Raw genomic sequence first — 14074 nt, 5'->3', positions numbered from 1 at the left:
GGCGGTTCGGTTTTCTTTATTTTTTCTCTACCAATTTTTTATTCTTCCAATCTAGTGTAAACGATTTGTTAAATGTTTTTTGATCAACGTCTTTTACGTTGTTTCCAACCCAGTTTGCAGTTCCGAATGTGAAGCCTGGACGAAGTTGGTAGTCGTCGGTGTGTTTTGTATAAGCGACTTGTAAGTTAGATTGATCTGTATTTTTTTCAGAGATAACAACAGCAATCATACCAGGAGAGAAACCGCTATTTGTTAGTGCTGGAAGTTGATCCATCGGTATTAAATTACCTTTTGCATCAGATTCATATAAGTATGTGCGAGAGTACATGAACAGTTGGTTTCCATATAAAGAATGATAGGAGTCACGTGTGTAAATACCCCAGTTTTGATTGTTATATCCGTTAAAGAATACGTTCCACTTTACGTTTTTGTTTGTTTGGTCAATTAAATTTGTTTTATAACTAGTTTGTTTATAGCTTACAGAGTCAGACCAAGTGACTTGACCAGTTGCACCAGCTTCACCGCTAGGGCCATTAGGCGTTACAGAAGCTTTAACAGAGCCACCAAGTTGATAAGATACGCTAGATGTTACAGTCGTTTCTTCTACAGCATTTGTAGGTGCTACGTTAAAGAAACGAGCGCTGTTATCTTGAAGGTTAAATGCAACATCATATTGTGAAGGATAACGTAATGTTGCACTAGCGCCAGGGATTGGGTAGTTATCAATAGGTGCATCACTTATAGTAGGATTTGCTTTTAGAAAACTACCAGTTGTATTAATAACGGCAATCTGTTTATCAGCGCTTGGGTCATCGATAAAAGTTACCTTTAAAGACATTGTCATATTATCAGCTTGATCATTATTAAATGTATTATAGCTCGTATGTGTTTTTGCATTTTGCCCGATATCTGTTACAACTTGTGACGTCGTTTGAGCGTAAGCAGCAGGTGTTGAAAGAGTTACAGCGCTACTAGCAAAAACAGCGGATAATGCTAAACATTTTAAATATGTTTTAGAACGTTTCATACAATCACTTCCTTTTATTTTTGTCGATATATGTCGTATTACATTTATATCGTAACATGAAAATAAAACGGAATTGATGGTTATGCATAATTGCATAGATGAGTTTTGAAGGATAAAGATAATAGAATTTTATCCAACACGTAAGACTCAAAAATGTCCATTACAGCCGTTCTTAAAAATTTTAAGACAATATGTTTATCAATGTTCTTATTCTGAAGATTGAAGCGCTTAATATTTACGTTATAAGTGCATAACAAGTTATAATAAAAGAAATCAATAAGGAGGCTGGCTGTGAAGAATCTTCGTTATCTCAATATATTTACCATATTAATTATATACACACTACTTATGTTTTACATCGGCTGGAACGGATGGGTTTGGCTTCATGCGGTATTTGGCTGGGAATCTTGGGGATATTATGCTTTCATAGTCGCATTTATTTCATATGCGTACATTCTCGTGCAAGTGTTTAAGTCTCTGCCATTTCTGCGAACGATAGGTTCGATTTGGTTTGCGGTTATACAATATGCGCTTATGTTGTTGCCATTAGCTGATATTATGGTCTTTCTTTTACAGTTTTCAGTAGAGAAAGAAGCGGCAATTATTTGGATAGGGACGGCTGTGATAGCTGCATTTATCTTTATCTTTGCGTATGGAGTATTTAATGCGTATAGTCCAGTAGTAAGAAAATACGAAGTGCACATACCGAAAAAGGTAGAGGGGCGTAAAAGTTTACGTATTGCGATGGCTTCTGATATGCATTTCGGTAAACTGTCTGGCGTTTCGCATTTGAAAAGACTTGTTCGTCATGTAAATGAAATGGAACCTGATATTATTTTACTGCCAGGTGATATTATCGATGATCATCCAGGAGTATTCATTCAAAAAAACATGGGTCATATTATGAAACAAATGAAAGCTCCATTAGGCGTATATGGTGTTTTAGGAAACCATGAATACTACGGCAGAGCGGTTCCAGAGTTTTTACAAGAGATGGATAAGATTGATATTCGTATTCTTTTAGATGAAGTGCTTACAATTGAAGATGACTTTTATCTCGTTGGAAGAAGAGATAAAACAGAGCGAGATCGCCAAAGCTTTGAAAAACTTATGAGTACAGTGGATAAATCCATGCCAGTTATCGCAATGGATCATCAGCCATTTGAGTTGAAACAGGCAGCGGATGCTGGTGTAGACTTATTATTATCCGGTCATACGCACCGCGGACAAATGGCGCCCAATCATATTGTAACGAGAAGAATGTACGAGCTAGACTGGGGATACGCACAAAAAGGCGCGTTCCACGCAATTGTTTCTTCTGGATTTGGATTTTGGGGACCACCGCTTAGACTTGGTAGTAGGTCGGAGATTGTGCAGGTAGAAGTTACGTTTGAATAAGGTTAAATAAAAGGGATTATACATATTAATCATGTATAATCCCTTTTATTTTTTATTTCTCAATCGCGCTCTTTACTTAAATATAATCTCAATTAGTTGTTGTGGATGTGCATTAATTAATCCATGAACAATAATAATTACCCATACCTTACGATAACGCGCCCACAAATATCCAAGGAATAGACCTACGATACCAAGGTTCACAATGACCGTAGCTGTATCAATATCCCAATGACCAGAGCCATGTAATGCGATATGCCAGCTTGCCCATAACAATGATGTAAGAAGAATAGCCGGCCAAGTACCTAGTAATAATTCCAAACGTGTTTGCAACCAAACTCTATAAAAAATCTCTTCAAGTACACTATTTATAAGAAACCCTACAAGTAAAATGGAGATTAAAATCGTCGGTTCCATTTTCATTGAAACAAATGGTGTAGAGAATATAGAAAAGAAGTTGAAGTAACCCCAGATTATAATGACAATAAGTGGTGTAAACCGATACCATCTATTATCCCCTGTTAATTTTACTGACTTTGGTCGTTCTTTTTCGGGGTTATTTTTATAAAAAAAAAGCAGCATTAATGGAGTGAATAATAATAAAATAATTTTAAATATCATAAACCACAATTGTAATGCCATTCCTTCAAAGTTCGTGGTGAGAAGACAAATCGTGAAGAGGGAGCCACTTAAGAAGAAGATAGCAGTTTGAATTATGATGCGCCTTGGTTCAAATTGTTGAAGGGGATTATAGTTTTTATGATGAAATGGTAGGAAACGGACAAGGAGTATACCGACAATAACAGGGAGCCACTTGTACCAAAAGGGCATCGTGCCCTTATGATCTCCACTGTAACGAATGTTCGTTTCTCCAATCCATATAAGCCAAAAAGATGAAAGCAAAATAATAAGCATAATGATACCGCCAATTAACTTCCCCGCTTTTGGAAAATAACTGTCCATAGTTATCCGACCTTTCATATTATAATTGTAAGTCAGTTTCTAATTGACTTCATTCGCTGCTTTTTTCTTTAGTAAATATGTATTTATAAATCTATTAAAACAAAAAAAGAGGGGTCGTGGAAATATTTTCTTTTTTTGATTAAATTTGATAAGAACAAGAGGACCTGTTTTTTATAAAAACAGAACGTTTATATTCAAATTACAGAATAGTATATTTACGCTTCTTCAAAAAAGAGATAATATAAAAAGACTTTGCTTGAAAAGGGGGATTGTAAGTGATCATATCAGATGTACTATACGGAGAATTTGAAGTGGATGCAGTGCTAGAAGAATTAATTTTAAGTAAGCCTATGCAAAGACTAAAGGGAATTCATCAAGCAGGCGCAAGTTACTTAATGAACGAGAAATGGAATGTAACTCGTTTTGAGCATTCAGTGGGTGTTATGTTATTGGTGAAAAAACTAGGTGGTTCAGTAGAAGAACAGATTGCTGGTTTACTACATGACGTATCACATACTGCTTTTTCCCACGTGATTGATTACGTTTTTGATAATGAAGATGAAAGTTATCATGAAGAGATATTTAGTTCTGTTGTGAAAAACTCAGAAATTCCAGCGATCCTTGTGAGGCATGGTTATAACTATGAAGATATTTTATTAGATGATTCGAAGTGGACGTTACTGGAAAGGTCAGCGCCCGAATTATGCGCAGATCGAGTGGATTATACGTTACGAGATATGTATACATATGGGTATATTTCTTTAGAAGAAGTTCATAGTTTTTTAGAGGATGTCATCGAAGTAGAGGGGAAAATGGTTCTTCAAAATATTGAAATAGCGGAATGGTTTACAGAAACGTATTACAAAGAAGTAATCGATTTCTTTATGGAACCAATGAATATTTACGGAAATGATATGTTAGCGAAAACGTTAAAGGTAGCTCTTCATAAAAGAATTATTCATGCAGATGATTTTCTTCTTGAAGATGAGGAGCTTATTTCGAAATTGCAGCAATGTAATGACCCCGAAGTAGAAGCTTTATTAAGCAAAATTCATCCAAATATAAAAGGAAAAGAAGATAGAAACGATTATGATTTACATCAGAAAAATAAAATGCGTCTTATTGATCCGCCGTTACTTCGTGAAGGGAAAATTGTTCAGTCATCTGTTGTATCAGAAAAAATAAGACAGATGAGTGATATCGCTTATGAAAAAGCGGTGAGAGGGATGTATGTGAAAGTGATTTCGAATTAAAAAAGAAGTAGCGCATCGTTTTTAGAGCGCTACTTCTTTTTTATTAATTATCAAACCAATTCCAAATCTCAATATCTCCAAGAGTCGCATAACGTACGTGCGGGGAGTTTTGTAATTTTAATAACTCTTTCGACGGGCCAGTAATAACAATTCCGTATACTTTTACACCGTTATCCTTTACATATTGATAACGTTTATCTAAGTTTAATTCTTTCTCAGAAAGCGCTGCTATTTTGCTTACCGTTTTTTTATGGATAGAAAGGACGCGCATCATTTCGGTTACTTTGTCTTCTTGCGTTTTCTGCCCGTCAGTTTCATTATCGAGGAATCTTACATGTTCTGGAAACCCTATAGCTTCTCCGCCATGTAGGATATAGTCATCTACATTTTTTCTTTCTTGTCCTGTATCTAAAGCGTACCATAAAGGAGTTGGAGGGAGTTCTTGTGCCTCGAATATGCTATATAAAAGCGGTTCTAATTCTTTTAAAGTGTAAGATTTATCAAAAGAAATTGCTACTTCTGCAACGGTTCCATCATGTACTTTTGCAAGTGTATCCCATACTTTTTTTGATGAATCCTTTAAATAATCACCCTGCTCTGTTTTTGGATGAACAAAGAAGAGTTTTGGTTGATAGAACGGATTCATCCAAGTTCGCTTCGTAACATCTACAGATGATAAGAAGCTTTTTGTTTCTATTGTACCGAGGGGCATTTCTTTTTTACCGACGGTTCGTACTAAATCAAATTGGCTATTCGTACGGAAAAAAGCTTCTACACTTGTTCCGCCCCCCATAACACGGCTATTTGGGATCGTTGCTTCAAGTGCAAGCGAAGGAACCTCTCTAATTTCTTCTAGCCTTTTATCATTATTAGCTTGAAAATAAAAGGCTGATAATACCCCGCCGATTATATAGATAACGATGCAAATTGATAATATAAAACCAAATGTTTGTAAACGATGTTTCCACTTAATCCTCCAAAAAGGAACTTTAAGATCTTTTGGAGGTAACTTTTTCTTAATTGGTTCTGTTTTTGTTAACAGCTCATCTAAGTAAGCTTCACACTCTTCACATGACTCAATATGACTTTCTAACAGTTCTTGTTCATCATGCGTGAGCGTTCCATTTTCATACTTCTTCCATAGTTTTTTAAATTCTGTACACCCCATCCGTATCACTCCTTTATGCTTTTCATTTCTTTTCGTCCCCTGTGTAATTCAATTTTCACTTTCGCTAATGAGAGACCAGTCATTTCTGCTATTTCCTTATAGGAGAATCCATAGTAATCTCGTAGTAGCAGGGCATTTCGTCTTTCGAGCGGAAGAGAAGATAAACTGTCTAACCAACTAGCAATCTCATGTTTTACGAAATATGCATGTTCTGTACTTGGCACGTTTGGTAAATGGAATTCTGCAACTTCTGTTGTTTTATATTTCTTTTCTTTACGATACCAATCGATAAAGGCATTGTAGGCAATTGTAAATAACCACGGCCTAATTTCTTCTCCTTTATAATAGTCAATATGGACGAGCATTCGGTAAAATGTTTCTTGCATGAGATCTTCCGCATAGTGGGAATCTCCGGTTAGGGAGAGAAGATAGCGAAATAAATCTTGCATATGCTCTGAGTAAATTTCTTCTAATGATTGTTTGCGTTTCACTACATTTCCCTCCCTTCATATATAACAACGAAATACATATAAAAAAGTTACAATTTTTTATGGAATTATAGTAAAAAACGTCAAGAATTGGATTGCGTTCTCTTTTATCATAATACATATAAGGCGGGTGAACAGAGATGGAAAGCTATGAAACACAAATTCAAAGGTCAATTGATTATATTGAGGAAGATGTAATGGAAAAACAGACGCTGCGTAATTTAGCACGTATTGCAGGTTTTTCTGAGTCGCATTTTCATCGTGTATTTCAGGCATTAGTAGGTGATACAGTAATGGAGTATGTTCGAAAGCGGAGATTAGCCCGGGCAGCTTATCAACTTTCTCATACGGATGAAAAAGTTATTGATATCGCGTTTGAACATGGCTTTCAATCTCACGAAACGTTCACGAGAGCCTTTAAAAAATTATTTCAAATGACACCGAGTGAATATCGAAAACAAGAAATCGAAACACCGATGTATTACAGAGTGAATGTAAAGCAAAGAAAATTAAATCCGTATTTAGGGGGCATACAAATGGAATATCGTATTGTAAATAAACCAGAATTTTTAGTGGCGGGTTATGAATTGAAGACGACAAGTAAAGAAGGGAAAAACCATCAAGACATTCCAGTATTTTGGCAAGAATATTTACAAAAAGATCTTGGAACGACGATTCCGAATCGTAAAGATACGAGTCAATGGGTAGAGCTTGGATTATGTACTGATTTTAATTTAGAAACAGGAGACTTCACTTACATTATCGGAATGGAAGTTACAGACTTTGAAAATGTACCAAATGAAATTGCGAAGCGTACTTTCCCGGCAGCAACATATGCAGTATTTACAACGCCGAAAGTTCCTCATGAAGAAATGGTATCGTCTATTCACCAAACTTGGAATGCAGTATTCTCAGAATGGTTCCCGCATTCAGGATATGAACATTGCGGTGTTACGGAGTTTGAACTGTACGATGAGCGTTGCCACGAAGATAAGAGTGAGTTTGCACAAGTAGAGCTTTGGATACCGGTGAAGAAAAAATAATAGGGTAAGAGCGAATCGTTGGGAGATGGTTCGCTTTTTCATAAAGGGGGAAATGGGAAAATGTTCAAAAAACTAGAATGTGTATCTATACATACGAAAGATATAGAAAGATCAGTTTCTTTCTATAAAGAAATGGGAATGAAGCAAAACTGGATGATAGAAAGAGAACTAGAAGAAGGGGTTATTTGGACGTTAATAGGATTGAAGTTTCCAGATGAGAAAAGTTCAGAGTTAGTAATAAGCAATCATCCGGATATTAATTTTACGGAAGTCGAAGTATTAGTAGAAGATGTACAACAAACGTATGAAAGTTTAAAAGATAATAAAGATGTAAAATGGATTCGCGAACCATTTCCAACAGAATCAGGACATGTTGCAGTAATGGAAGCACCTGATGAGAATGTGTTTGTGTTAGTAGGGAAATAGCTGAAATATGGAGTGACCTTTCATAGTGAGTTATGAAGGGTTATTTTTATCCCGCTATTTGCCGGGCAGCGCGATTGGTGAGGGCTAATAATCAGTGGGGGATGAACAAAACCTCCACTGATTAAAGTTTCACTTTATAAGTGGATTGTTAAATTTGTATTGTTTTATCTGTAATACATATGAAAATGGTAAAATAAAATAGCAATTAAATATTGCGGGTGGAAGGTTATGCCCTTTCTTCATTTTGTGAAGAAAGGAGGTGTAATCGTATGGAATTTCTTTTGCAAATTTTGTTGGAAATTACAAAAACTATAGCTAGAGAAGGTATAGTTTTTGGATTTAAGAAATTAACGGCAAAAAAGCGCAAAAAGAAGACCACCCGTCTGCCTGCGAAGCGTGGGAAGTCTTCTAAGCGCAAATAAGCTTTAGTTGCAACCTTCCACCTTGCGGTAATTAGTTGCAGTGACGGGGTGTTGGAAGCACCTCGTCTACTTCATTTTATGCAAAACTTAGTTAGTTTATACTTCTATTTATAGTATAACAGTTTAGAAATGTATTTGTTAATAGTTTTATTTTTACTTTGTCTCGAAAAAACGATTCACATAATTTCAATTACCGCAAAATTCTCCCAGAAAAGAAAAAAAGACGCCACATAGCATCTTTCCTACGAACGAAACGGAAATACAAGAATAATCGTCGTTCCATTTCCGAGTGCACTATCAACGGAAATTGTCCCGTTATGAGCATGAACGAGCTGTTTTGTAATGGCTAGGCCAAGTCCAGTTCCGATGTTGCTTTCTTCTGTGTTTGTTCCGCGGTAATATCGTTCAAATAGAAGTTCTTTCGTTTTTTCATCCATTCCTTTTCCGTCATCTGAAATGGAGAGTGTAAAGGAATTAGCGTTTTGTGATAGTTTTACGATGACAGTAGTTGTTTCGTTATTATGTTTTACCGCGTTTACGAGTAAGTTTTCGATAATACGCTGAAACCATTTTTCTTCAATGAAATATTGAATTTTATTTGAGCTCGGTACGAATTCAATATTTTGATTTTGGAGTGTTGGATTGTTAATAAATTGCAATAATACTTTTTGAACGAACTGATTGATTTCAACGTTTACGTGTTGGGCAGGAAGGCTGTTATTTTTTAATTGATACGTTAAGCTTAAATCATCAATTAATGTCGTCATATATTGAGATTTCTCTTTCATAACACTACCAAATTGCTGAATATCACGATCAGTCCAGTTATATTGATTCGATTCGAGTAATAATGCGTAGCCATATATAGAGCTAAGTGGTGTTTTTAAATCATGCGTTAGACCGGTAATCCATTCTTCTCGTGTTTGCTGGAGTACTTGCCTCATCGCATCATTTTTTTTGAGTGTAATAGAAAGGTGTTCTAGTGAACTTGTTACATCTCTAAACAAACGGAATGACCATTTTTCTTTACCAGATCGCCGGAACCTGACAGGTTTTCCTTTTTTACTAATAGGTTCTTCATACTTTCCACCAGCGATATTTTTTAGCCAGCGCATCGCATGTAATAACGGTTTCCCGAATTTATTACCGTACCAAATAGAAAGAATGACTAAATAAACAAACACGATAAGAAGGATTAATCCGCATCCGATGAGAAACTTCTTAGTAAATACATCTTCAATTTCGTCATCTGGATAGTAGTGATCATTTTTCGCAGTCACAACGAGAAGGTTGCCACTATTTGCATCGTAAAAGCTAGACGTGTTTTCTTTATGATTCCACGGTTCTTTTTCATTAAGGGCGATTTGTATGGCTGAAAATGTTTTTTTCTTTCCAGCTGGATAGGCAAAAACCTCTTCGCCATTTTGATTAAATATTTGAAGTGCTGCTTTTTCTTTAGACAGTAACTGTTTTTCTTGATCTGTTAATGTGAACGAATCCATCGTTAAAGAGGAGTGATCCTTTTGAATTGCTGTCAGTAACGCATTGCTTTTTAACATACCACCATAAATAACAAGTACTTTCTTTTCTTCTAATTCAATTTCCCAATATGTAAATTTATAATTACTTTCGATATGATGTTGTATATATGCGACTAAAGATGTCTTCGTATAAGCATTCGGAACATCATTTGGTGTATTAAAGTGGTAGAGGATTTTTCCGTTTTCATCTACAACTTGGAGCCAATCATTTTTCTCCTTTATTAAATCTTGCACTTCAGATTGTAACGAAATATGCCCATCTTCTGAAGAGATGTATCTTGAAATTGTAAAACTATCAGAATCTGGAATATTAGGTTCGTATAAAGTACTAGTAAGAAGAAAAATTAAATAAGTAAAAGCAGCAACTACAGCGATAAGTAATGTAACTAAAACAAAAACGTGTTGCATGATAAATTGAATAATAAGTCGTTTATTAAAATTCATATCGTCACCCTACTTTGTAACGAACTTATAACCAAGCCCGCGAACGGTTTTTATATATTCTGGTTTACTTGGATCGTGTTCAATTTTTTCACGTAGTTTTCGAATGTGGACCATAACAGTGTTGTCATCGCCATTATAGGCAGGTGCTCCCCAAACTTTTTCGTATATTTCCTCTTTCGAAAATACGTAATTTGGATTCTCGCAAAAGAAGAGTAGTAGTTGAAAGAGTTGAGCGGAACATTCGACAATGTGACCATCCACTGTCAGTTCTGCAGAGTGCTGATCAATTTCAAATCTGCCAAATGAAATCGAGTGTGATTTTTGTTCGTGTGGTACGGTTTGTTTCATATGTCTCCGAAGCTGTGCTTTCATACGTGCTACTACTTCTAATGGATTAAAGGGCTTCGTAATATAATCATCCGCACCGTATGAAAATCCGGATATTTTATCTAAATCAGATGCTTTTGCTGATAGGAAGAAAATTGGACAATCTGTTTGTTGGCGAATGATTGGACAAATATCAAAACCGGATTGTCCAGGAAGCATTACATCTAAAATAATTAAATCGTAATTGTTTTGCTTAGTTAGAGATAAAGCTATTTCAGCTGATGTTGCAGTTGTAATATGAGAAAAACCTTCTTTTTCAAGAATGGTAGTTAGTAATTGTAAAATTGCTGTTTCATCATCAACAAGTAAAATATTTGCTCGGTACATAAAAATCCCTCCTAATTTTCTCGAATATCATATCATCATTTTGTAACTTATGGAATTTTTAAGGAAATTTTAAGGTTTTCTTTCGCAAAAAATTAAGAATCAAATGATATGATAAAAGTAACATAGGGGAGGAGATGAGTGTGAATCCGTTTCAAGTGATGCGAGCTAGATATTTTTTAATTGTATTTGCACTATTAATTTTAATAGCGAGAAGTAGTGGCGATTTGCTAACAAGTATATTTCATATACAAAATTCTTCTTTTATAAATATCCTTATATTCTATATCCTTCCGATCATATGGATTTTTTATGAGTATAGAAAGCATCGCATTTCATTTTCATTGTTTGTTAATAAAAATGAAACATTTAACTTGGTGCAAGTTTTATACATTACGGTTATGTTGTGCATGTTTAGTTACGGGTATCTTATTTTGTATATGTATAGTTTTGCATGGATTACACCGGACTTTATTATGAATGCATTGCATGAACCGATTATAGATAGTACTGGGGGATATGTATATCAAGTCATTAGGGTCGTATTCATCGCACCAATTATCGGGGAGTTTGTTTTTCGCGGATTTTTACTTCAACGTTTTGCAACAAAATGGGGAACGAGCATAGCGACCATCGTTGTAGCAATATTGTTTGCGTTGTTACATGTTGATTTCCTCGGTGCAGCCATATTCAGCATCGTATTATCAATCGTATATATTCGTACGAAAAGTTTACTCATGCCAATTGCAATACATATGTTAAACAATGCATTTGTAATGGGTGCGTCTTTTTTAATAAGTAGAGAAAAAATTATGAGTTTTGCCGATTTCTCAAATTACACGACATTCTTTCCTGGACTTATTATTTTTATAACAGGATTAAATTTAGTACTTATCTTTTTATTTGTTAATCGTAAATATTGGAGTAAAGAAGTGCCAGTTATATATGCAGAGCAGGAAAAGAGCTTTTCAGATGTAGTGGGGAGTAAATGAGATGAAGAAGACGGTTGAAAAAATATTAAAAGATATTATAGATGCTACGTCTATTACAGATATGTGTGATAAAAGCGTTTGTCATTGGCTTCAACCTGTAGTAGATACGATTGTGTTTCCAGAGTATTACTTATTTTCTAGTACTCATTTAAAAGAAAATATTATTTCTCTTCTTATTGTGTTCGGGGTTTTACTAATATTTGGTCTAATTGTAGAAGAAATGATGAAGTGCATCTTCAGAAAGAATGAAGAGAAGTATATGTGGATTCATAAAGTATTCGAGAAAGTAATGGTGGCTTTCCTTTTGTTTTATGGTATAAAAACAATCATTTACTTTATAGCTTTGAAACATCATTAATTCGAAATTTGAAAGGGATGTATAAAATTATATGAATGAAACGATATCATCAAATAAGTTTTTTTATTTGATTTTACTTAGTCTAGTGTTAATAACGACAGTGAATGTTATTTTGCGCTGGGAGGAAGCTTATTTTTTCATGTATTTAGCGCTCCATTTGTTGGGGATTTTATGTATAAGTGGTGGAGTGGTTACTGAAAAAAAGAATGAAGAAAGCGTTAACTATATGTGTGTGATCGGTCTTGTTTTACTTTTAGCTGTACAAGGTATTATGAAATATAGTTCTTTCTCTTTACAAGATTTTAGTTTATTAATAGATGTACTTCCTTAAAGAGGCTTTTTATTTTATCTAAAAAGCAAGTAGGGTACGTGTTGGTTTGTAAGTGTACGGATTGTGAACCGAAGAAAGTGTTTAAAGATAGGTAAAACTCTTCTTATGTAGAAGAGTTTTTTTATGTAAATAAAAAGATCCAGAGCAATTCACATAATAAGCTTGTTCTAATTTAGCGTGTACGAACTTACAATAATAATAGACAGGCAGCATAGAGGAGGGAATAGCGTGAGGAAGGTTATTGGTTGGTCGCTTTTTTTGTACGTTGGATTTGCGTTACTTATATATTGGTATTTATTTGGATGGAATCATGAACTTATTCCGGACATGTATAAGGGAACGAGTGCAGATCCAGAAACGTTTATGAGTGCTAGAGAGCTTACGCTAAGCCAAGATTATTCGCGCGTGAAAAATTTACTATACTTTTTAGCGACGCCTCTTGAATGGATTATTTTATTATTTGTACTTGTGCTAGGTATTTCAAGAAAGTTTGAGAAATGGTCGAAGGAAACGACTAAAATAAGTGTCTTGCAAGTTGCGATTTATTTCTTTTATTTATCATTACTGACAACAGTGCTTGCCTTACCGATGCAATGGATTGGCCGGAAAGTGTCCGTTGATTACGGCATTTCAACGCAAAGTACACAAAGCTGGATTAAAGATCATGTTATCGGTTTTTGGGAAAGTTATGCGACTATGTTAATCGTAGTTACCGTTCTATTATGGCTTATCCGTAAATTTCCGAAGAGATGGTGGCTAGCAGGGTGGGCGCTCTCTGTTCCATTTACAATCTTTTTAACATTCATACAGCCTGTCGTTATTGATCCACTGTATAATGACTTCTCGACGCTGAAAAATAAAAATTTAGAAACGAAAATTTTAGCGATAGCAGACAAAGCGGACATTCCTGCTAAACACGTATATGAAGTAAATATGTCAGAAAAAACGAATGCATTAAATGCTTACGTAACAGGAATTGGCCCTAACGCCCGTATTGTAATGTGGGATACAACGCTTAAGCAGTTAAAAGATAAAGAGATTTTATTTATCATGGCTCATGAAATGGGACATTATGTTATGAAGCATATATATTTTGGAGTTGCAAGTTATGTATTGCTATCGTTTATAGGTATGTTTTTAATTAGTCGTATTATAAATATGTGTATTCGCAAATGGGGAGATACATTGCAAATTTCAAAAGTAGCATGTTTCTCCATTTTACCTTTATTTTTCTTAATTTCTTCTGTACTCTCTTTTGCAGCACAACCAGCAACAAACTATGTTTCACGTATAGAAGAAAGAGCGGCAGATCAATATGCTTTAAATATGACGAAGGACGGAAAATCTGGTGTGAAAACTTTTCAATATTTATCAAAAACAAGTTTAAGCCAAGTAAATCCGCCTGCGTTAGTGAAATTTTTCTTATACACGCACCCACCAATTTTTGAAAGAATTCATGCGTTTGAACAATATGAGAAACAAAGAAAAAAGGAGTAGCTATTATGCTAC

Annotated in this window: 16 protein-coding genes; 9 read left to right on the top strand and 7 right to left on the bottom strand. The window is 34.9% G+C overall.

The window, feature by feature from the left end; translation table 11 throughout:
• Positions 1-16: 16 nt before the first annotated feature.
• The gene (gene cytK2 / locus AC1Q51_RS13395) at positions 17-1027 is read right to left on the bottom strand and encodes a beta-channel forming cytolysin CytK2 (RefSeq protein ID WP_016513148.1); all 1011 of its coding nucleotides are present in this window, start codon (positions 1025-1027) and stop codon (positions 17-19) included.
• A gap of 80 nt (positions 1028-1107) precedes the next feature.
• Positions 1108-1284 (bottom strand): TetR family transcriptional regulator, encoded by a 177-nt coding sequence (locus tag AC1Q51_RS13390; RefSeq protein WP_071714124.1) that lies wholly within the window; start codon positions 1282-1284, stop codon positions 1108-1110.
• Between the two features lie 34 nt (positions 1285-1318).
• On the opposite strand from AC1Q51_RS13390, the gene AC1Q51_RS13385 reads away from it, so the two are divergent.
• Entirely contained in the window at positions 1319-2425 is a 1107-nt protein-coding gene (locus AC1Q51_RS13385; protein WP_000793741.1) for a metallophosphoesterase, read from the top strand.
• A 72-nt stretch (positions 2426-2497) separates the two neighbouring features.
• On the opposite strand, the gene AC1Q51_RS13380 is transcribed toward AC1Q51_RS13385, so the two are convergent.
• Complete coding sequence (locus AC1Q51_RS13380; protein ID WP_000378922.1) at positions 2498-3388, bottom strand: CPBP family intramembrane glutamic endopeptidase; 891 nt, start codon at positions 3386-3388, stop codon at positions 2498-2500.
• A gap of 275 nt (positions 3389-3663) precedes the next feature.
• Between AC1Q51_RS13380 and AC1Q51_RS13375 the strand changes: the two genes are divergently transcribed.
• Positions 3664-4641 (top strand): HD domain-containing protein, encoded by a 978-nt coding sequence (locus tag AC1Q51_RS13375; RefSeq protein ID WP_000587038.1) that lies wholly within the window; start codon positions 3664-3666, stop codon positions 4639-4641.
• Positions 4642-4684: 43 nt separating this feature from the next.
• Here the strand turns inward: AC1Q51_RS13375 and AC1Q51_RS13370 are convergent, their stop codons facing one another.
• Together AC1Q51_RS13370 and AC1Q51_RS13365 are read right to left on the bottom strand one after the other, a co-directional pair.
• Positions 4685-5809, bottom strand: coding sequence for an anti-sigma factor (locus tag AC1Q51_RS13370; protein WP_000501938.1), 1125 nt, complete (start codon positions 5807-5809; stop codon positions 4685-4687).
• Positions 5810-5814: 5 nt separating this feature from the next.
• Positions 5815-6300 (bottom strand): RNA polymerase sigma factor, encoded by a 486-nt coding sequence (locus tag AC1Q51_RS13365; RefSeq protein WP_000824004.1) that lies wholly within the window; start codon positions 6298-6300, stop codon positions 5815-5817.
• 137 nt (positions 6301-6437) lie between these two features.
• Between AC1Q51_RS13365 and AC1Q51_RS13360 the strand changes: the two genes are divergently transcribed.
• The 3 genes from AC1Q51_RS13360 to AC1Q51_RS13350 all read left to right on the top strand — a co-directional run bounded on the left by AC1Q51_RS13360 (position 6438) and on the right by AC1Q51_RS13350 (position 8188).
• On the top strand, positions 6438-7340 hold the full coding sequence (locus AC1Q51_RS13360; protein ID WP_000446842.1) for an AraC family transcriptional regulator: 903 nt from the start codon (positions 6438-6440) through the stop codon (positions 7338-7340).
• 60 nt (positions 7341-7400) lie between these two features.
• Positions 7401-7766, top strand: coding sequence for a VOC family protein (locus AC1Q51_RS13355; protein WP_000473644.1), 366 nt, complete (start codon positions 7401-7403; stop codon positions 7764-7766).
• A 269-nt stretch (positions 7767-8035) separates the two neighbouring features.
• Positions 8036-8188, top strand: coding sequence for a hypothetical protein (locus tag AC1Q51_RS13350; RefSeq protein ID WP_000394943.1), 153 nt, complete (start codon positions 8036-8038; stop codon positions 8186-8188).
• A 242-nt stretch (positions 8189-8430) separates the two neighbouring features.
• Here AC1Q51_RS13350 and AC1Q51_RS13345 read toward each other — a convergent pair whose 3' ends face one another.
• The gene (locus AC1Q51_RS13345; protein WP_061660112.1) at positions 8431-10173 is read right to left on the bottom strand and encodes a sensor histidine kinase; all 1743 of its coding nucleotides are present in this window, start codon (positions 10171-10173) and stop codon (positions 8431-8433) included.
• Between the two features lie 9 nt (positions 10174-10182).
• The gene (locus AC1Q51_RS13340) at positions 10183-10887 is read right to left on the bottom strand and encodes a response regulator transcription factor (RefSeq protein WP_000285439.1); all 705 of its coding nucleotides are present in this window, start codon (positions 10885-10887) and stop codon (positions 10183-10185) included.
• 140 nt (positions 10888-11027) lie between these two features.
• Between AC1Q51_RS13340 and AC1Q51_RS13335 the strand changes: the two genes are divergently transcribed.
• From AC1Q51_RS13335 to AC1Q51_RS13320, 4 genes are all read left to right on the top strand, one after another.
• The gene (locus tag AC1Q51_RS13335) at positions 11028-11876 is read left to right on the top strand and encodes a CPBP family intramembrane glutamic endopeptidase (protein ID WP_001067979.1); all 849 of its coding nucleotides are present in this window, start codon (positions 11028-11030) and stop codon (positions 11874-11876) included.
• A gap of 1 nt (position 11877) precedes the next feature.
• Positions 11878-12234: a hypothetical protein gene (locus AC1Q51_RS13330; RefSeq protein WP_000754329.1), complete on the top strand. Its 357-nt coding sequence runs from the start codon at positions 11878-11880 to the stop codon at positions 12232-12234.
• Between the two features lie 31 nt (positions 12235-12265).
• Complete coding sequence (locus AC1Q51_RS13325; protein WP_001006050.1) at positions 12266-12565, top strand: DUF2101 family protein; 300 nt, start codon at positions 12266-12268, stop codon at positions 12563-12565.
• 228 nt (positions 12566-12793) lie between these two features.
• A complete protein-coding gene (locus AC1Q51_RS13320) occupies positions 12794-14062 on the top strand; it encodes a M48 family metallopeptidase (RefSeq protein WP_141493338.1) in 1269 nt (422 codons plus the stop codon).
• Positions 14063-14074: the final 12 nt, after the last annotated feature.

It is taken from the genome of Bacillus sp. MT94, assembly GCF_058792475.1.
This window is presented reverse-complemented; position numbering and strand designations above follow the sequence as displayed.